Origin of the sequence: Synechococcus sp. R3-13 (assembly GCF_047462195.1) — a bacterium.
Classification (GTDB): domain Bacteria; phylum Cyanobacteriota; class Cyanobacteriia; order Thermostichales; family Thermostichaceae; genus Thermostichus.
Window position 1 is genome coordinate 1 of the sequence record NZ_JANSIO010000352.1, and the last position, 18,161, is coordinate 18,161.

Genomic DNA, 18,161 nt, shown 5'->3' on the forward strand with positions numbered 1-18,161 from the left:
ATCAGCCACTGCTCTTGCTCAGGGGTCATGGTTGCTGAAGCACTACAGAATAAGGAAATCCTACCACTGCCAATTCTCCTCTCCCTCTGGGTGAGGGCCTCAGCAGCGCGGAGCGCTCGAACACCCCCTTGGGCCACCCAAAACAAAAACCCCTCTCTCTTTGGAAGAGGGGCTGGGGTTGAGGACGGAAATTCAAGCTCGATCAGTAAAGGGCTTCTTCTTGGTGGGTGATGATGGTGCAGTCGGAAGTAGGGTAAGCCACACAGGTCAGCACATAGCCCTGCTCGATCTGATCATCATCCAGGAAGGACTGATCGCTTTGATCCACCGTGCCGCTCACCAGCTTGCCGGCACAGGTCGAACAGGCACCGGCGCGGCAGGAATAAGGCAGCTCGATCCCTTGCTCTTCCGCCACGTCCAAAATGTACTCATCGTCCGGCACATCGATGGTGACGTTCAAGCCTTGCTCCTCGTTGATCAGAGTGACCTTGTAGGTAGCCATCCTGGTTGGGTCTCCAGAAAAAACATCCACTCCTCATCCTGCCACCCTTCTGCCCCGGATCAAGCATCCTTTTGTGAGGAAATAGGCAAATCTTCCGGTTTTTTGCAGGTGGATCCGCAGAAGCCATGCCGGGCAAAGGTTTTGGCCTCCGCAATCCCCAACTGCCTTGCTCCGAGAGGCTGCCAACCGGCCACTCCTCAAGAACCTCATCCGGCGTCTGTGATCTGCGTCACTCCCGATCTCATCCAGAAAAAATCGGCAGTACTTGCCAAAGCGGGCTAATGGGCTTGTATGATAAGCAGAGTAAACAGACGAGCCGCTTATCCAAGCGCGTGTGCGTCTTCCCTCGATTGGCTCTTTCCTACGGCCTGGCTTGCCCTGGGCGAGTTGATCGGGTAAGTTAAGGGAAGTGTTCAGCCGAACCCCACTTTTTTGGTTAAGAGGAGAACAATGAACGGAACAATGCACAAGTGGCTCCTGAAGTCACTCGGGTCTCTGTCTCTGGCTTCCACAGTGGTGCTGCTGCCCCTGCTGCTCACCGGTTGCGGCGAAAGCAGCACTGGCACTGTTACACCCGTGCCGCCGCCGCCCCCACCACCCCCACCGGCTCCCCCGGCTCCGCCGCCACCACCTCCAACCCCTGTTCCTGCTCCCACTCCCACCACTGCTGGCCCCATCAGCGCTCTGCCCACCCAACTGGCCGCTCTCACTCCGGGGGGACAAGTCTTCTCCAACCCCACTGTCATTCCCGTTGGCTTTGGCATCCGCCGCTCCGGCGCAGGCGAGAACCTGCCGGTGGGCACCTACTCTGACTACCGAGCGGTGCTTTCCTTCCCCATTCCCGACGACATTCCCAGCAACGCCATCGTGCAGGGGGCGCAGTTGACGCTGGTGCAGTTGCCCTCCAACGACTCGGCCACCATTCCTGGTTTTGGCGACCGGGGGCTGGGCTTCTTCTTCCTGGATCCGACACCGCACAACCTGCCGTCCAACAACGTGGTGTTCCAGGAAGTGACCTTGGGTGCGCCCGACAACGTGGTGTCCAGCGACTTCTTTGCGCCGGCTTCCAGCCCCACCTTTGTGGCTCTGAGCATCAATGGCAACGTGCTGGGTGGAGATGTCTCTGCTGGGCCTCGCACGGCGGATGTGGGGCCTGGGGTGCAGCGGGCGGTGTCGGCGCCAGGCCCGCGCTTCTACCAGGTGCGGCTGCAGTGTGCCAAGGAGGTGTGGAACAACCAGGCTACCTCTGTGTTCCCGTCGGTTTCCATCTCCGTCCCCAGCTCGGACAGTGGCACGGCCAGTGGCGCTCCTGCCTTCCAGGCGGTGGCTCCCATTGCGTTTGTGGTTACAGGAAGCGCATCAGCCATCGGCGACACTACCTACCAAGCTGACTTTACCAACCCAGCCACTGCTACGATTACGCTGCTGGCCACCAACCCCATCACGGTGAGCTTCAGTGCGGCGGGCAGCACCTTCTCGGCCTTCTTGCCCACCAATGCCACGACGATCACCCAAAGCTTTACCTGGCTGTTTAACCTGGGTATCTTCGGATCCTTTGAATTCACAGGCCCACCAGCTACTACTACCGGTACCGACGGCACTGCCAGCGCCACTTTCCTGACAGGCCCAGTCAACCAGACCCTGGTTATCCCCAACCAGACCTTCTCCTACACGGCCAGCTTCTCGGCCAGCTTCAGCACCAGCACCAGCGTGGCGGGGACGCCAGCTAACGCGGCTGGTTTTGAGATCAGCCAAGGGGCTACGGGCACCTGCCGGGCCGAGTTCGACAAAGAGCCGGCTACAGGCACGGGTACTGCCCCCATCACCACGGCTCGCGGGCCACGGCTGGACATTACTTTCACTGTCCCGCGCTAGTCGGCAGGCTGTTTAACCCCTCGGCGGGCCTGAAAGTTCAGGCCCGTTTTTTTCTCGCGGAACTCAGATGGGTGTAGGATTAGAGGTTATGAAATCTAGGGATCCAGGCCAAGTGACACTCGATGCCCTTGTAGCCACCTTGGAAGCGGCAACCCGCCACCATCAGGCGGGGGATCTGCAGCAGGCGGAGGCGGCCTACCGCCAGGTGCTGGCTCTCCAGCCGGAGCAGCCTGATGCTCTACACTTTCTGGGCATTCTCTGCTACCAAACGGGCCGGCTGCAGGAAGCGGCAGCTCACCTGGCCAAAGCCACTCAGCTGCGGCCAGAGCAGGCAGCCTTTCACAGCAACTTGGGCGCTGTATATCAAGCGCTGGGCAAGCGGGAAGCAGCTATCGAATGCTACAGCCAAGCGGTGGCTCTGCAGCCGGATCACCTGCAGGCCCTCTTCAACCTGGGCCTCTGCCACTTTCAACTGGGCCAGTATGACCAAGCCGAGGAGTATTACCGGCGGGCCCTGGCCCTGCAGCCCCAGGATGCCCAGATCCTGACGGAGCTGGCCCAGATCTACCGACAGAAGGGGTGGCCGGCAACGGCCATCGACCATCTAGAGCAGGCGCTGGCGCTAGAGTTTACCCCAGAGCGGGCGCAAGAACTGGCCGAGCTCTGCCGCGAGGCGGGGCAGTTGGAGCGCTCCGCTGAGCTCTATCGGCAGCTCCTGGAGCAGGATCCGCAACAAGCGGCCTTGTACAACGGCTTGGGCTTGGCCTTGGCAGAGCAAGGGAAATGGGAGGAGGCCATTGCCGCTTTCCGTCAGGCGCTGGAGCTGGATGGGCACTTGGTGGAAGCTCACATCAACCTGGGCACTGCTTTGCTGGAGCAGGATCAGCCGGAGGCGGCCATCGCAGCCTATCGGGCGGCTTTGGCGCTGCAGCCGGATCGCCCGCGAGTTTACTTCAACCTGGCCACAGCCTATCGCAAGCTGAAGCAGCCGCAACGGGCGCTGGACTACTACCATGTGGCCCTTGGCCTGCAGCCTGAATATGCCGAAGCTTACCGGGGCTTGGCGGGTTTTTTGTCGGATCGTGGGTTGCGCAAGGTGTTCCCTTGCGGCATGGCCGATAGCATGGCCCACCTCAGCCGCGCTCTGGGTGTGCGGCCCAACCTGGCCGAGGCCTACTTCGAGGCCGGGTGTCTGCTGCTGGATCAGCTGCGATTCAAGGAAGCCATCCCCCTACTGGAAGCGGCCCTGGAGCACAAGCCTGACTTTGCCCTGGCCTACAACAACCTGGGCCTGGCCTATCGGCACTTGAACGAGCCGGAAAAAGAAGAGATTCAATACCGGCAGGCGCTGGTGCACGACCCAGAACTGGGAGAAGCCTACTGCAACTTGGGGCTGTTGTTGCAAAGCCAGCACCGCAACGAAGAGGCCCTGCCGGTTTTGCAGGAGGCCGCCCGCCTCAAGCCGGACTTCCTGGATGTTCACCGGGCCCTGGGATCCGTTTACAAAGAGCTGAACCGCCTAACCGAGGCACTGGAATCTTTCCAGCGCGCCCTGGAAATCAACCCCGAGGATCCTTCCACCTATGCAGGGTTGGCGGGCACCTTCCTCCAGCAATGCCGCCACGAGGAGGCCATCAAAGCCTATCGCAAGTCGGCCAAGCTGGCTCCGGGGGTGATCGCTTTCCACGGCAACATCCTCATGGGCCTGCACTACGCCCCCGATTTCGATCCCGAAGAGACCCTGCGGGAGCACAAGAAGTGGGGGGATGCCACCCAAGCCTCGGTGGCCCATCTGCGGCGGCCCTACCACCGGGATCGGGATCTGAAGCGGCCTCTGCGCATCGGCTACATCTCCGGAGACTTTAAGCTGCACTCCGTGAGCATGTTCTTTGAGCATGTCTATAACCACCACAACCACGAGCGCTTCCAGATCTACTGCTATTCCAACGGGCCGTATTCGGACATCGTGACCGAGCGGATGAAGGAAAAGGCCGATGCCTGGCGAGATATCCACAAGATCCGCTCCGATGTGGAGGTGGCCGACCTCATCCACGAGGACAAGATCGACATTTTGGTGGATTTGGCCGGCCATACGGCCTACAACCGCTTGGGCGTGCTGGCCCTCAAACCTGCCCCCCTCCAGGCCACCTATCTGGGCTACCCCAACACCACCGGCCTGACCTTGGTGGACTACCGCATCACCGATGCCTACGCCGACCCGCCGGGCTTGACGGAGAAGTATCACACGGAAAAGCTGATGCGCCTGCCTAAAAGCTTTCTCTGCTACAACCCTGTGGATATTTTCCCGCCGGTTTCCGAGCTGCCGGCCCTCTCGGCGGGCTACATCACCTTTGGCTGCTGCAACAACCCCACCAAAATTACCCCTAACGTGGTGGCAGTGTGGGCGGAGATCCTCAAGAGGCTGCCCAATGCCCGCATCCTGCTCAAAAACATGCGCTACACCGACCGCAGCGTCTGCGAGATCTTCTGGGGGCACTTCGAGCGGCACGGGGTGGATCGGCAGCGGGTGCACCTGGTGGGAGATCGCCGCAGCATTCCAGAGCATCTCCAGATCTACAGCGAGATTGACATTGGCCTAGATCCTTTCCCCTACAACGGCACCACCACCACCTGTGAAACCCTCTGGGGCGGCGCGCCGGTGGTGGTCTTGGCGGGCAATGCCCATGTCTGCCGGGTGGGGGTCTCCATCCTCACCAACGTGGGGCTGCCGGAGCTGGTGGCCCAAACCCCGGAAGAATACGTGGAAATTGCCGTGAACTTGGCCAGTGATCTGGAGCGGCTGCGCCATTTGCGCCACAACCTGCGAGGCATGATGGAGAAATCGCCCCTGCGGGATCCGCAAAGCCATGCTCGCGCTTTGGAGCGGGCCTATCGGCAGATGTGGAAAAACTTGGTGGTCAGCGGTCAGTAGGTTCCTCGGATTCCGAAGGAGCCACCTGCTCGAAAATGTCCCACAGCTTGGCGGCCACTGTTGCCCAGCTCAGCTCCTTGGCCTGTTCCAACCCCTTGGCAATGAGGGGAGAGCGTACCGGGTAGCTCTGGATGCGCTGCAGGGCTTCTGCCAGTTCCCGCACCGAGCCTTGGCAGAGCAGGGCTGTCGAGTTCTGCAAGGGATCCTTATCTTCTTTCTCTCCAGAGGCAGTTGCCGACTCCGAGCCGGAGGCATTTGGCTGCTCATCCCGGTAATGCACCACAGGACAGCCGCAGGCCATAGCCTCAAGGGGGCTGCTGGGCCGAAAGGTGGAGTGGAAAACCAGCGCCAGAGCCGAGGAATAGGCGCAGGCCAACTCTGGATTGTTCAGGCTGAGGTAGCGAATGCCTTGTTTTTGGGGCAGTTGCGCTTTGACGGGATCCACCTCCAGAGGACTGGGAAAGGCAAAGACCAGCTCGGTGCGGGAGAGCTTTTGACCTTGGAGGATCTCCCAAGCTTGGCTTAGAGTTTGGATCCCGCGGTAATCGGCCAAGTCTTCTGACAAAACGGCCAAGAAGAAAGGACGGGTCAACTGATACTGGCGGCGAAACTCGGCCATGGCATCGGGAGCAGCCGGCTTGGCCCAGCCTTCAATGGCCGGGTAGACTAGCGACATCTGCTCGGGAGGGATCCCGGGGTAGTGGGTTCGGAAGCCAGCAAGCACTTCATCGGAGAAGAAAACGTAGTGGGAAGCAGCCAAGATGGCATTTTTCTTCTCGATGTATTCCGAGTGAAATTGGCTGCCGGCCTCTGCTTCTAGGTCGTAGATGAAGGCGATGGAAGGGGTGGAGATGGGGGTGGTGTAGCCGGTGGAGAGAAACAGCCTGGCCTTGAGCTGGTCGCAGGCGCTCTGCAGGCCGGCGCGATCTTCATCCGCTTCCGCAAAGGCAAAGCGAGGGATCTCGGAAAAAAAAGTTCCCGGTGGCAACCAAGTTTGCCCGCGGGTGAGCACCACAAACTTCGTTGCCTTCTTGGCCTTGACCCACTCTTCAATGAGGCTCAGCCACAGGTAGGACTGATCCAAAAGTGGAGAGCGAGAAAACCCTTCCGACTGCCAGATAACCCCGTCGATGACGATCATCCCCCACCTCGTCTGAGCAATTTAAGAGACATTGAGAGCGGCAAACATCCTGGCCAGGTAGAAGTCTTTGTAGCGGGTTTGGGCAATTTGGTCATGAACACCCAGGACAAAAGCCACCAGATCATAGGACAGGTAAATCTCATGCAAAACTACCGCCATAGCCAGCCGCTGGCGCGAGGAAAGCCGATCCAGGTGCATAAAGTTTTTTACGTAAACATAGTCGCACCACAGCACTTGGGTGTAAGGGCGATAGGTTCTGGCTGAAAAGGGCTTGAGGCAGGCGCCAAAGTTGCTGGTCATGCCGTGGAGGAGAAAGCCTTCTTCCCTAAGGGCAATATCTACGTCGCTGAAAAGAGGTTGGCCTTTATAGAGAGGGATGTACTCCACTTCTGTTTGGATAACAGTAACACTCTGTAGAGTTTTTCTAGCGCCCCGGATAACATCCAGCTCGGCTCCCTGAACATCCATCTTGAGAAAGTCCACTTCGCCCAGCTCTGGAATATCATCCAGGCGGGTGGTCTGGACTTCCTCAACCCGAGTTACCTGACAAACTTCTGCCAAGTTCTCAAAATGCTGGGCCAGCTCCTGATCGGGCTCGTAAAGAGAGGAGGTGTAGCCGGTATTGGTGAAATAGAACTTGCGGCGGGATCCATCCCCAATGAAGTAGGGAAAGTACTGCCGCTTCACTTTGTCGGCGCGAGGAGCCTCGGCTAGGGCTCTGGCGTTGAGCTTTTCGCATTCTTCTTTTTGGGGCTCAAATCCTATCACTTGGGCATGCCCTTCCTGAACCAGCTTGTCGAAGTTATCGCCGCCCAGAAACATCGCCCCCACGTCTGCAATTCGGATAAAAGGCATGTCTTTGCCGAGGATCTCGCTAATCGGGAAAGGCATTACTCTACTCCACAGAAACGGCTAGATTAGACCGGCTTTGCTGACAAGAGAAAAGCGATTCGGATGCACGGCAACCAAGTTTAGCGCAGTTGGCAGTTGCACAGAAGCCTGAACGGTACTGAGATCTTGGATCATCGGGTTGTAAACATAAATGAGATAGCCTAATTCGGCGAGAAGCTTCGCCGACTCCAAACCTGAAAACTGGCCGACATTTTGGTTTTCAAACAGGATTACCGGGCTGCAGGTCTCGATAAGTTTTCTCCCCCCCTTCAAAACGGGAACTTCTGCCCCTTCCGCATCGACTTTGAGCAAATCAATGTCGGGGCTGCCCTCTGAGATCCACAGCTCGTCTAAGGTAATTTGCTGCACCGGCTTGGTTTCTTCTACAACCGACATGGGATCCGTGACGATGCGGTTGAAAACGCTGGCCCCTTCGCAAACCAAATAAACTTCCCGAGGCTCTTCGCCAACTGCAGCTTCCACGACCTGTACAGAGGGATCGAGTTGGTTTTGAGCAACAGTTGCCCGCAAGCACTGCAAACATCCCGGCGTGGGCTCGATGGCATAGACTTTTCCAGACTCGCCCACACAGCGGGCAAATAGAAAAGTATAAACGCCAACGTTGGCCCCCACGTCAATGGCGTTCATGCCCGGCTTGAGGATTTGCCGACACAGCTCGATTTCACTCTCAAACCAGCGATCTTGAGCCAGGAGGACGAAGGTCACAATGCTTTTAAGATCTGGCTCTAGCCTTAGCTTGTACCCCTCATACTGAGTCCAAATTTCCATACTGGCCACCGCCTCCGAGGCTGGATCTCCGTTAGGAGGCGTTTCTAACTCTTGCTCTGCTGAATCCGACTCCGCCTTGGAGGGATCCTGCCGCGGAATGTAGCGATCTAGAGCCAGTTGCAGCACTTGCAGGGCCCTGTCCTTCTGCCCAGGGAAATGGTCGGCTATTTTCTGCAGCAAGAAAGCCCCTTCCGGCTGCGCCTGCGCTGCCACATTCATGGCAACCACCATCTGGGCCTCTAAGTCCTCTGGGTCAATGGCTGCAGCCAGCCGCCAGTAGGGCAATGGCTCCGGTCGGTAAACGACTCCGCTGTGGTGGGCTAGCCAACGGGCTAGAGTGTGGAGGTAGCGCTCGCGGGGGCCAAGGCGGGAAGCAGAAGCGGCCTTGGAAGAGCGGCGGGCCTTTTTGCTAGCAGAAGCCAGACGAGGGGGATCCCAAGCGAGCTTGGGCTGGGATCCAGTTAGGCCCAAGCTGGGATCTTCTAGGTAACGCTGGGTCAAAAGCCGGGAGAGCAGCTCTTTTCCCTCTTGGAGGGCCGTGTAGCCGCTTCCCAAGGCCAAAAGGGCATGGAGGCGATTAAACTGACAGGGGAGATGATTGGGATCGAGATCCAAACCCTGCCGCCAAGCTGCCAAAGCCAGGGCCCAAGCCGCACGTCGCTCCCGCGAGGTTTTGGCTTGCTGGGCCTTCAAGCAGTGAGAGATGCCCAGCTCGTTACATTCATCGGCAGTGGTGGGGATCCCCATGGCTTCGCTAACTAAGCTGCTGAATTATCCTACCACCTTGCCGGAGCTGCACTGGGTCTTCCCTGAACAGGCAGAAGAGAGGGCGGAAAAAGTTTGGTAACCTGGGAGAGCGATGCCGCTTGTGGTTGAGGGATGTTCATGGTACGCCGTTTCCCCGTCTGGATTGCTGCTGCCGCCCTGGCAGGAGGGATCGCCTGTACCCAGGCAGCTCCTGTGCAAACTCCTGACCAGGTGGTGAGCACTTTCATCGCTGCTGCCGAGAAGGGGGACTGGGGCACGGCAGACAGCTACCTGACGGAGCGCTTCAGCAATGCCCTCCGGCCGGGATCCCTGCCTTCGATTTGGGGCACGGTGGGGGAGAACGTGCAGGTGCGCAACCAAGAGGTGACCGGGAAGACGGCCTATGTTTGGGTGGAGGGCACCGACTCGCTGGAGGACGCAGCCCAGCGTCTGGGGCTGGATCCCTTGACGTTGCGCAAGTATTTGACCCAGCCGGATCTGGCGGATCCCACCTATCAGCAGTTGGCCCCTCAGTTGGTGGGTCTGCGCCTGGAGGGAGACACGGTGACCTCCCGCGTCAAGATCACCCTCTACCAGCAAGATCGCGGCTGGCGAATTGAAGTGTGGCAGCCGGATAAGCCACCTGCTGCTTCGGGATCCCAGTCGGAAAACCCAGAAGAGACAGAAGCAGCGGATCCCGGTGAAAATTCTGCATCTCCAACCGAGAACCCCTAGGACTGTTACCTGCAGGGAGATTGGGGAGGGTGTGGATGTGAGAGCGTGGTTTTTCTTGGTGCTGGCTTTGCTGCCTCTGGGGGGCTGTTGGCAGGCCAAAACGGTTGAAGAAACGCTGCGGGAGTTTGTCCAGGCGGCCAATGCCCGCGATTTTGCCACCGCAGAAGCCCTGCTCACCCCGCGGCTGCTAAAAGGGATCCCTCCGGGGGCCTTGGATCAATCGTGGCCCTCAGCGGAGGAGTTTACCCTCACCCCCATTCAAGCGGTGGGCAATACGGCCATTTTCCGGGTGGAGGCAATCCTGAAGCCAGAAGCGGTGGTGCCGACTTTGCGTTTCCAGTTCACTGCCGAGGAGCTGCAACGATTTTTAACAGAGCCGGATCGGGAGGATCCCCGGTTTCGCCCTTTTCGCTCTCAGTTGGGCTTCTACGAGCCTTTGCCGGAGGGTCGGCTGCGCGCAGTTATGGAGGTTACCCTCTATCGCCAGGCTCAAGGGTGGCGGGTGGAGTTGGCTCGGCTGCAGCCTTTAAATACAGAGGTTCTCTACGAGCCAATCAAGTTAGCGGAAGAAGCACAGCCTTTCCAACTAACTGGGACGGTGCGGCTGCTCAACCGCAAGGAGGGCTGGATTGGGGTCAATTTGGAGAAAGTCAGTCCCAGCTTGGATCGCTACGCGGGCACGTGGGTCTCGGTGGTTCCCGCTGAGGAGGTGCAAGTGACTCGCCTTGGCCGCTCTGCCAGCTGGCTGGATCTGCTCCCGGGAGATGTGGTGGAAATGGAAGGCACCGTTCGGTTCGCCGTCAACGTCGATGCGGAAGGATCGATCCCAGCAGCCATTCGGGCCGAGCAAATCAGGGTGCTGCAGACCCTCACCCCCAGCCCCTCTCCCAGCCCAAGCGCTCCGCGTCGCTAAACGCAAACACCCCCGGCCCCTCTCCCAGGGGGAGAGGGGGGTAGGTTCTTGAACTCAACGCAGCGGCGAGTGCAACAGCACCACCAGCCGCTCTTCCAGGAACTTGAGATTGGCCACCACTTGGTTAAAGGCCTCTTCGGGGGTCCAATCCATGAGATCTAGCGCCTTGGCCGCCAGGGCCTGTACAGGAACAGGCTCTTCTCCAAAAACATCGATCAACCAGCGCACCGAGAAGGGATCGATGGTGATGTTGCCCTCGGAGCCGGGCCAGCCGTTGATGTTGACCGGGCCATTGTCGCGGATGGCATTCTCAAAGGCAGCCTTGGCGTTGAGCCTCAGCAGCAGAGGATGCGCCTGTACCAAGCCATTTCTCCATTCCTCGCTGCTGAAGGGTTGAGGAGAAGTCGCCCCGGTGGGGTGGCCACACCAGAAGTCGATCAGGCGGGTCAGGTTAGGAAAGATTAACTCGATAAAGTGCAGCAGCTCCTCCTGGCTGAGCTTTTTGATTTGCCGCAGGGCGTAGGGAACGGGCTTGGTGAGGACCCGCTCCAGCTTCCACTGCTGCCAATTGACCATACTGATGAACTCCAGCCCGGCCTGGCGGAGCATCTCAAAGACCTGAGGCACGGTAAAGCCTTTGTCGCTGCGCAGCAGAAAGTTGGCCAGGATCCCATTGGTGGTTTTGATGGCATCCCCCTGCCAGTGGCTTTTGACGAAGCTGCCCTCGTGAAGGGCATCCATCAGCTCCCTGAGGATGGGAACGGCTTTGGCAGCCGGCTCATCCATCACCCCCAGCAGCTCCATGGCATCCTGCATGTTGAAGATAAACTGGCGCTGGTAAAGGCTGTGGACATTGGTGCGGATGATGCCGTCCGGTTTGAGGACTTGGCGCATGCCTTTCAGCCCCGCCACCGGATCGTCCAGTAGGTAGAGCACGTCGTTGCAGGCGATGAAATCGAACTGCTCCCCCAAGGCCTGCAGGTCGGTGATGTCCATCACCTCGAAACGCGCCTCTTTGATCTGGTGGAACTCGAAGCGCTGCCGGGCCATTTTCAGGGATTCTGCCGAGATATCCACCCCGACAAAAGAAGCTCCTGGATTGGCCGTGGCCAGCACGAGGGTCTCCCAGCCGGAGCCACAGCCGGCGTTGAGCATCACTTTGCCCTCGGGTTTGACCACCTTGCGGTTGCGGCGATAGTAAGCGGTGGTGAGGCTGTTGGCAAACAGCGCGAAGTTATCCGTAACCGTCTGCTCAATCGGCACATTCGGGTACGGAAACTCGTCAAACTGTGCCTGAACCAACTTGGAAGTGGATTGCTCCGGCATAGGGATCCCTGCCTCTGTAGGACTGATTAGGATTCTAAAGCGATTCCAGGGTTTAACCCAGGCGCTGCTCGGTTTCGGGATCGAACAGGTGGAAGCGATCCATATCGAAGATCATTTCCGCCCACTGGTTGACGCGCAGCTGGGTACGGGGATCCACGCGGGCAATAAACTCCTGCTCGGCCAGGATCCCTTCTCGGTCGCTGGTGCTGAGATAGAGGATTACTTCATGGCCCACCAGCTCCGTTACCGAGACCTTAGCCCGCACCGGGGCAGGTTGGATCCCTGGGGGTTGGTAGTGGGGATCGTGGATGTTTTCCGGGCGGATGCCGAAGATGACCGACTTGCCGACGTATTGCCAATAGGGATCTGCCTGGTGGGGCGGGATGGCCACGCGGAAGGCGCCGGTATCGATCCAGAGGGTGCCCTCCTGCTCCCGCAGCTTGGCCTGGAAGAAATTCATGGCGGGGCTGCCGATGAACCCGGCCACAAACAGGTTGGCCGGGCGGGTGTAGAGGGTGTGGGGGGTATCCACCTGCTGCAGGCGGCCATCCTTCATGACGGCGATGCGGTTGCCCATGGTCATGGCCTCCACCTGGTCGTGGGTAACGTAGATAAAGGTGGTGCCCAGTTGCATGTGCAACTTGCTAATCTCGGCCCGCGCCTGTACCCGCAGCTTGGCATCCAAGTTGGAGAGGGGCTCATCCATCAAAAACACCGCCGGATTGCGCACGATGGCCCGCCCGACGGCAACCCGCTGCCGTTGCCCACCCGAAAGTTCCTTGGGCTTGCGGTTGAGCAGGTGTTCGATCCCAAGGCGCTTGGCCACCCCCCTAACCCGGCTTTCGATCTCCGCCCGTGGCAGGCCGCGCAGCTTGAGGCCAAAGGCCATGTTCTCGGCCACGGTCATGTGGGGGTAGAGGGCATAGGATTGGAAGACCATGGCGATATCCCGATCCTTGGGGGGGACATCGTTCACCACCCGGTCGCCGATGTAGATGGATCCGGCGCTCACTTCTTCCAAGCCGGCCAGCATGCGCAGGGAGGTGGTTTTGCCGCAGCCGGAGGGGCCGACAAAGACGAGAAATTCCCCGTCTTCGACGGTGATGTTCAGGTCGTGGACGGCGGTGGTGTCTCTGTAGCGCTTGGTAACGTGTTCGTAGGTAACGCTGGCCATGCTCTCAACCTTGGCTCCGTTGCGCACTCAAACCCTATCCAAAGCGACGGGCAAAAGTCAAATGGGGTTCGGTTTAAGTTCGCTAGGGAAGGCTGGGGATCCCTGCAGCGAAGCCAGTTTATGGTCGTTGCCCCTGCCCTTGCCCCGGCCCCTTTCCCAGAAGGAGAGGGGAGCTGGGAAGCCATGGAATCTTGAACCGAAATGTAAAAAAAGGTAGGCTCATCGCCTACCTCTATGGGATCCTTTTTCCCTATTAGGAAGTTGCCTAACCTCTAGGCCATCAGGAGACAACGCTCACTTTGACCACTTGGGCTTTTTCAGAGTCGGCCTTCGGCAAGGTGAGGGTGAGGATCCCATCTTTGTATTCGGCTTTCACCTGATCGTGTTTGATCCGGTTCGGCAGTGGGATCACCCGTTGGAAGCGCCCATAACGGAATTCAGTCCGGGTTACCCCTTTGTCTTCAGAGCGCTTCTCAAATCGCCGTTCCCCGGTGATGGAGACCGCTTCGGCTGTCGCTTGGATATCCAAGTCGTTGGGGTTCAAGCCGGGCAGCTCCAGCTTCAGGGTAATGGTTTCGGGATCATCGTGCATCTCCACTGCCGGCATGAAGGCGAAGCCGTCAGCTTCGGTGGTGCGAGGGATCAACCGGTCGAACATCCGGTTCATTTCCCGTTGAATTTCGTCAATTTCACGAAATGGATCCCAGCGGACAAGAGCCATAGAGCATCCTCCTCCTCTATTACTTTGCTTTTTTGACTTCCAGTTCGAGTTTGGAGCTTAGCTTTTGGGGCTCAACTTTAGAGGTGCAAGCAAAACCTCTATGCTTCTAGTGTAGTCAAATCCGTTCCGGGAAATGTAGGGTTTTCTGGAATGTTTCTTAGGTGTTTACCCTACAGGTTTATCTATCCAAAACCCTCTAGGACTCCGTATGTTTGGGGCGGCGATGGAGTTTTGTGGGTAACCACATACTGAGACCGGTGGCCACCATCACCAGCAGCCCCAGTCCGTTTAAGAACGGGTAAACCGCTTGCAGGTCGAGGGGGCCCCACTGCCCTTTGTGGATTTGGATCAGCCAGTAGTAGTCGAAGTTTTCGTTAAGGCGGGCAATTTGATAGAGGGATCCCGTTAGCACCGTTACCACCAAAGGCAAGGCCAGGATGGGGGCAAGGGTGCGGTGGATGCGGCGGATCCTCTTTGGATTCAGGGCCATTGAGCTTTCTCCAGGGCAATGGGGCGATCCCCGCCATGGTATCAGGGCGACCCAGGGCAGATTTGGAATCCTACTCCACCCTGCTCAAGAACGGATCCCGAGCAAATCCTCGATCTTGGGCATTTGCTCGGGGGGGATGACCCGTCCTTCGTCCTCAAAGCCAGGGATCTCGTGGAAGTTGAGGTAGCGGTACAGCTCGCCGGCAAAGGGCTGGATCTTGGTGGAGACGATCTCTCGGTACTCCTCAGGGGTGGGGATCCGGCCCAAAAGGGCGCAGGCGGCGGCCAGCTCGGCGGATCCCAGATAAACCCGCGCGTCTTTGCCCATGCGGTTGTTGAAGTTGCGGGTGGAGGTGGACATGACGGTGGCCCCGTCTTCCACGCGGGCTTGGTTGCCCATACACAAGCTGCATCCCGGCATTTCTGTTCTGGCCCCGGCGGCAGCAAAGATGCCGTACACGCCTTCCGAGCGCAGTTGTGCCTCATCCATGCGGGTGGGCGGACAGATCCAGAATTGGCGCACCTTGGCCCGCCCTTGGCCTTCCAGGATTTTGGCGGCGGCGCGGTAGTGGCCGATGTTGGTCATGCAGGAGCCGATGAAAACTTCGTCAATCTTGATCGGCGTATCGGGGTTGCCGGCGGCGTGTTGGGCATGGACTTCGCTCAGGGTCATCACCTTGTCGGGATCGTTGGGGGCACAGACAATTGGCTCGGTGATGGTGCTGAGGTCAATTTCGATGACTTCGGCGTATTCGGCGTCGGGATCCGCTTCCATCAGGCTGGGGTTGGCCAGCCATGCTTCCATTTTGGCGATGCGCCGCAGCAAGGTTCTCGCATCCTGATAGCCGCGGGCGATCATGTTCTTCAGCAGCACCACGTTGGAGCGCAGATATTCTGAGACCGTCTCGATGCTCAGCTTGATGGTACAGCCGGCACAGTTGCGCTCTGCCGAGGCATCGGTAAACTCGAAGGCCTGCTCCACCTTCAGATCCGGCAGGCCCTCGATCTCCATGATGCGCCCGGCAAAGACGTTTTTCTTGCCTTTTTTCTCAACGGTGAGCAGCCCCCTCTGAATGGCCACGTAGGGGATGGCATGGACAATGTCCCGCAGGGTGATCCCCGGCTGCAGTTCCCCCTTAAAGCGCACCAGCACCGATTCCGGCATGTCCAAGGGCATCACCCCCATGGCGGCGGCAAAGGCCACCAGACCGGATCCCGCCGGGAAGGAGATCCCCAAGGGGAAGCGGGTGTGGGAGTCGCCCCCAGTGCCCACGGTGTCGGGCAGCAACATGCGATTCAGCCAGGAGTGGATGATGCCATCGCCGGGACGCAGGACAACGCCCCCGCGGGAAGCGAAAAAGTCGGGCAGCTCTTTGTGGATCTGGATGTCCACCGGCTTGGGATAGGCGGCGGTGTGGCAGAAACTCTGCAGCACTAGGTCGGCGTTGAAGCCCAGACAGGCCAGCTCCTTCAGCTCATCGCGGGTCATGGGGCCGGTGGTGTCCTGGGATCCCACCGTGGTAATGAGGGGCTCACAACTGGTGCCCGGGCGCACGCCTGGCAGCCCACAGGCTTTGCCCACGATTTTTTGCGCTAGGGTATAGCCTTTGCCGGTGTCTGCCGGTGGAGTGGGGCGGATAAACAAGGTCGAGGGAGGCAAACCCAAGGCTTGGCGGGTTTTGTCGGTGAGGGCACGGCCAATCAACAGGGGAATACGTCCCCCCGCCCGCACTTCGTCGGGGAGGGTCACGGGCCGCAGGGAAAAGGTGGAGAGAACCTGGCCGGCCTCAGAGCGGATCACGCCTTCGTAGGGGCAAATGGTAACCACCATGCCGGTTTCCAGGCGGGAGACATCGCACTGGATGGGCAAGGCCCCGGCATCTTCGGCGGTGTTGAAGAAGATGGGCGCAATGGTGCCCCCCAGGATCACCCCCCCAGCCCGCTTGTTGGGCACATGGGGAATGTCGTGGCCGATGTGCCAGAGCAGCGAGTTGAGGGCGGATTTGCGGGAGGAGCCGGTGCCCACCACATCCCCCACAAAGGCAACGGGATGGCCGCGGCGCTTCAGCTCGGCAATGGTAACCAGGGATCCTGGAGCACGGGACTCCAGCATGGCTTGGGCGTGGAGGGGGATATCCGGGCGGGTGGTGGCGTGGGCGGCGGGGGAAAGGTCATCGGTGTTGATCTCGCCGGCAACCTTGAACACTGTTACAGTGATTGCTGCGGCCAGGGGAGCTTTGGCGGTAAACCATTCGCCCTTGGCCCAGGACTCGATCACCTGTTGGGCATAGGCATTGCCGGACTGGCTCAGCTCCAGCACGTCGTGAAAGGCATCGAAAACCAGCAGGGTGTGGCTGAGGGCGCGGGCTGCTGCCGCTGCGATCTCATGCCGCGCATCCCGCAACAGATCCAGCAAAACCTGGACGTTGTAGCCCCCCAGCATGGTGCCCAAGAGCTCCACCGCCCGCAGGGGAGTGATCAACGGGGATTCAACCTCCTCCTTGGCCACAGCGGCCAAAAAGCCCGCTTTCACATAGGCGGCTTCATCGACCCCCGGCGGGACGCGCTCTGTTAAGAGGTGCAACAAAAAGGCTTCTTCGCCAGCAGGCGGGGCCTTCAGGAGCTCGCACACCTGGCTGGTCTGGGCAGCGTTTAAGGGCAGCGGCGGGATCCCTTGGGCCTCGCGGGCAGCGGCGTGTTGGCGGTATTCGGCCAGCATGGGGGTTTAGGCACTCGACGTGGGTATTTATTCTACCGCTAGCTCGGCAGAGGAAAGGTCCTCGAGAAGGGATCCCATCCGCTGGCGGTAACTCAGTTTGGCCTAGGATAGCTCCGCCAACAGCTCTTTTTGGTAAAGGCCAATACAAGCCTGGATCAAGTCGTCCAGCTCCCCATCCAAGATGGGCTGCAGAGGGAAATTCTGGTTGAGGCGGTGGTCGGTAACGCGGTTGTCCTTGTAGTTGTAGGTGCGAATTTTTTCCGAGCGGGATCCCGTTCCCACCTGCATGCGCCGAGCAGAGCTAATGGAGGCCTGTTGCTCCTGCAGCTTCATCTCGTAGAGTTTGGCCCGCAAAATCTGCATGGCCCGCTGGCGGTTCTGCAGTTGGGAACGCTCCTCGGTACAAAACACCCGGATCCCGGTGGGCTTGTGGAGAAGATCCACCGCCGTCTCCACCTTGTTCACGTTTTGGCCGCCTGCCCCCCCAGAACGTGCCGTTTTGATTTCGATGTCTTTCGGGTCGATGACCACCTCCACCTCGTCCACCTCTGGCATCACCGCCACCGTGGCCGTCGAGGTGTGGACACGGCCTTGCGCTTCGGTGACGGGCACCCGCTGCACCCGATGCACGCCAGCTTCAAACTTGAGCTTGCTGTACACCTGATCCCCTTGAATCTCCAGGATCGCCTCTTTGTAGCCCCCCAGCTCTCCTTCCGAGAGGCTCGCCAGACGCACCGACCAGCCCAGCTTTTCGGCGTAGCGGGTGTACATGCGGGCCAGATCCGCCGCCCACAGCGCCGCCTCCTCCCCACCGGTGCCGGCGCGAATCTCCAACATAATGTTCTTGTCGTCGTTGGGATCCCGGGGCAGCAGCAGCAGGGTGAGCTTTTCCTCCAGTTGTTCTTGGCGGGCCCGCAGTTGCTCAAGTTCCGCTCTTGCCATCGCCTCCAGCTCCGGGTCGGAGGCCGATTCCCGCAAAAGTTCTTCCGTCTGTTGCAGATCGCGATTCAGCTTTTGCCAGTCGTGAAAAGCCTGGACGGTGGCCTCCAAGGAGGAGCGGGCCTTGGCAATCCGCTGCAGCTCAGCTGGATCCGTGGCCACGTCCGGATCGGCCAAGCGCACCGTCAGCTCCTGAAAGGTGGCTTCGACATTCTTAAGCTGGTCGATCAGTTGAGCAGAAGCCATAGACTTGCGATACCCAGGAATC

Annotated in this window: 14 protein-coding genes; 4 read left to right on the plus strand and 10 right to left on the minus strand. The window is 59.3% G+C overall.

Annotated features, from left to right (window positions below):
• Positions 1–202: 202 nt before the first annotated feature.
• Entirely contained in the window at positions 203–502 is a 300-nt protein-coding gene (locus NW856_RS10620) for a ferredoxin (protein ID WP_011433206.1), read from the minus strand.
• Positions 503–952: 450 nt separating this feature from the next.
• On the opposite strand from NW856_RS10620, the gene NW856_RS10625 reads away from it, so the two are divergent.
• Both NW856_RS10625 and NW856_RS10630 read left to right on the plus strand, forming a co-directional pair.
• Positions 953–2,377 carry a hypothetical protein gene (locus NW856_RS10625; RefSeq protein WP_414400195.1) on the plus strand — a complete coding sequence of 475 codons (1,425 nt, stop codon included), beginning with the start codon at positions 953–955 and terminating at the stop codon, positions 2,375–2,377.
• Positions 2,378–2,489: 112 nt separating this feature from the next.
• Complete coding sequence (locus NW856_RS10630) at positions 2,490–5,309, plus strand: tetratricopeptide repeat protein (RefSeq protein ID WP_414400197.1); 2,820 nt, start codon at positions 2,490–2,492, stop codon at positions 5,307–5,309.
• On the opposite strand, the gene NW856_RS10635 is transcribed toward NW856_RS10630, so the two are convergent.
• The 3 genes from NW856_RS10635 to NW856_RS10645 are packed head-to-tail and all read right to left on the minus strand — an operon-like array spanning position 5,296 to position 8,877.
• Complete coding sequence (locus NW856_RS10635) at positions 5,296–6,450, minus strand: hypothetical protein (RefSeq protein WP_414400198.1); 1,155 nt, start codon at positions 6,448–6,450, stop codon at positions 5,296–5,298. The genes NW856_RS10630 and NW856_RS10635 overlap by 14 nt on opposite strands.
• A 21-nt stretch (positions 6,451–6,471) precedes the next feature.
• On the minus strand, positions 6,472–7,341 hold the full coding sequence (locus NW856_RS10640; protein ID WP_414400200.1) for an FkbM family methyltransferase: 870 nt from the start codon (positions 7,339–7,341) through the stop codon (positions 6,472–6,474).
• 21 nt (positions 7,342–7,362) lie between these two features.
• Positions 7,363–8,877: an FkbM family methyltransferase gene (locus NW856_RS10645; RefSeq protein WP_414400201.1), complete on the minus strand. Its 1,515-nt coding sequence runs from the start codon at positions 8,875–8,877 to the stop codon at positions 7,363–7,365.
• A 138-nt stretch (positions 8,878–9,015) separates the two neighbouring features.
• On the opposite strand from NW856_RS10645, the gene NW856_RS10650 reads away from it, so the two are divergent.
• Positions 9,016–9,612: a hypothetical protein gene (locus NW856_RS10650; RefSeq protein WP_414400203.1), complete on the plus strand. Its 597-nt coding sequence runs from the start codon at positions 9,016–9,018 to the stop codon at positions 9,610–9,612.
• Between the two features lie 31 nt (positions 9,613–9,643).
• Complete coding sequence (locus tag NW856_RS10655; protein ID WP_414400205.1) at positions 9,644–10,525, plus strand: hypothetical protein; 882 nt, start codon at positions 9,644–9,646, stop codon at positions 10,523–10,525.
• Between the two features lie 54 nt (positions 10,526–10,579).
• Here NW856_RS10655 and NW856_RS10660 read toward each other — a convergent pair whose 3' ends face one another.
• From NW856_RS10660 to prfA, 6 genes are all read right to left on the minus strand, one after another.
• The gene (locus NW856_RS10660; protein WP_414400206.1) at positions 10,580–11,851 is read right to left on the minus strand and encodes a class I SAM-dependent methyltransferase; all 1,272 of its coding nucleotides are present in this window, start codon (positions 11,849–11,851) and stop codon (positions 10,580–10,582) included.
• 52 nt (positions 11,852–11,903) lie between these two features.
• The gene (locus NW856_RS10665) at positions 11,904–13,025 is read right to left on the minus strand and encodes an ABC transporter ATP-binding protein (RefSeq protein WP_414400207.1); all 1,122 of its coding nucleotides are present in this window, start codon (positions 13,023–13,025) and stop codon (positions 11,904–11,906) included.
• Positions 13,026–13,305: 280 nt separating this feature from the next.
• Complete coding sequence (locus NW856_RS10670) at positions 13,306–13,746, minus strand: Hsp20/alpha crystallin family protein (protein ID WP_011433199.1); 441 nt, start codon at positions 13,744–13,746, stop codon at positions 13,306–13,308.
• A 196-nt stretch (positions 13,747–13,942) separates the two neighbouring features.
• Entirely contained in the window at positions 13,943–14,236 is a 294-nt protein-coding gene (locus tag NW856_RS10675; protein WP_414400208.1) for a PepSY domain-containing protein, read from the minus strand.
• 84 nt (positions 14,237–14,320) lie between these two features.
• Entirely contained in the window at positions 14,321–16,954 is a 2,634-nt protein-coding gene (acnB, locus tag NW856_RS10680) for a bifunctional aconitate hydratase 2/2-methylisocitrate dehydratase (protein ID WP_414400209.1), read from the minus strand.
• 102 nt (positions 16,955–17,056) lie between these two features.
• Positions 17,057–18,139, minus strand: coding sequence for a peptide chain release factor 1 (gene prfA / locus NW856_RS10685; RefSeq protein ID WP_011433196.1), 1,083 nt, complete (start codon positions 18,137–18,139; stop codon positions 17,057–17,059).
• Positions 18,140–18,161: the final 22 nt, after the last annotated feature.

Coding starts and splice junctions, on each gene's coding strand:
- NW856_RS10670 (WP_011433199.1), bottom strand. CDS start 13,746: ATGGCTCTTGTCCGCTGGGATCCATTTCGTGAAATTGACGAAATTCAA.
- NW856_RS10650 (WP_414400203.1), top strand. CDS start 9,016: ATGGTACGCCGTTTCCCCGTCTGGATTGCTGCTGCCGCCCTGGCAGGA.
- NW856_RS10625 (WP_414400195.1), top strand. CDS start 953: ATGAACGGAACAATGCACAAGTGGCTCCTGAAGTCACTCGGGTCTCTG.
- NW856_RS10665 (WP_414400207.1), bottom strand. CDS start 13,025: ATGGCCAGCGTTACCTACGAACACGTTACCAAGCGCTACAGAGACACC.
- NW856_RS10675 (WP_414400208.1), bottom strand. CDS start 14,236: ATGGCCCTGAATCCAAAGAGGATCCGCCGCATCCACCGCACCCTTGCC.
- acnB (WP_414400209.1), bottom strand. CDS start 16,954: ATGCTGGCCGAATACCGCCAACACGCCGCTGCCCGCGAGGCCCAAGGG.
- NW856_RS10640 (WP_414400200.1), bottom strand. CDS start 7,341: ATGCCTTTCCCGATTAGCGAGATCCTCGGCAAAGACATGCCTTTTATC.
- NW856_RS10620 (WP_011433206.1), bottom strand. CDS start 502: ATGGCTACCTACAAGGTCACTCTGATCAACGAGGAGCAAGGCTTGAAC.
- NW856_RS10635 (WP_414400198.1), bottom strand. CDS start 6,450: ATGATCGTCATCGACGGGGTTATCTGGCAGTCGGAAGGGTTTTCTCGC.
- NW856_RS10660 (WP_414400206.1), bottom strand. CDS start 11,851: ATGCCGGAGCAATCCACTTCCAAGTTGGTTCAGGCACAGTTTGACGAG.
- prfA (WP_011433196.1), bottom strand. CDS start 18,139: ATGGCTTCTGCTCAACTGATCGACCAGCTTAAGAATGTCGAAGCCACC.
- NW856_RS10645 (WP_414400201.1), bottom strand. CDS start 8,877: ATGGGGATCCCCACCACTGCCGATGAATGTAACGAGCTGGGCATCTCT.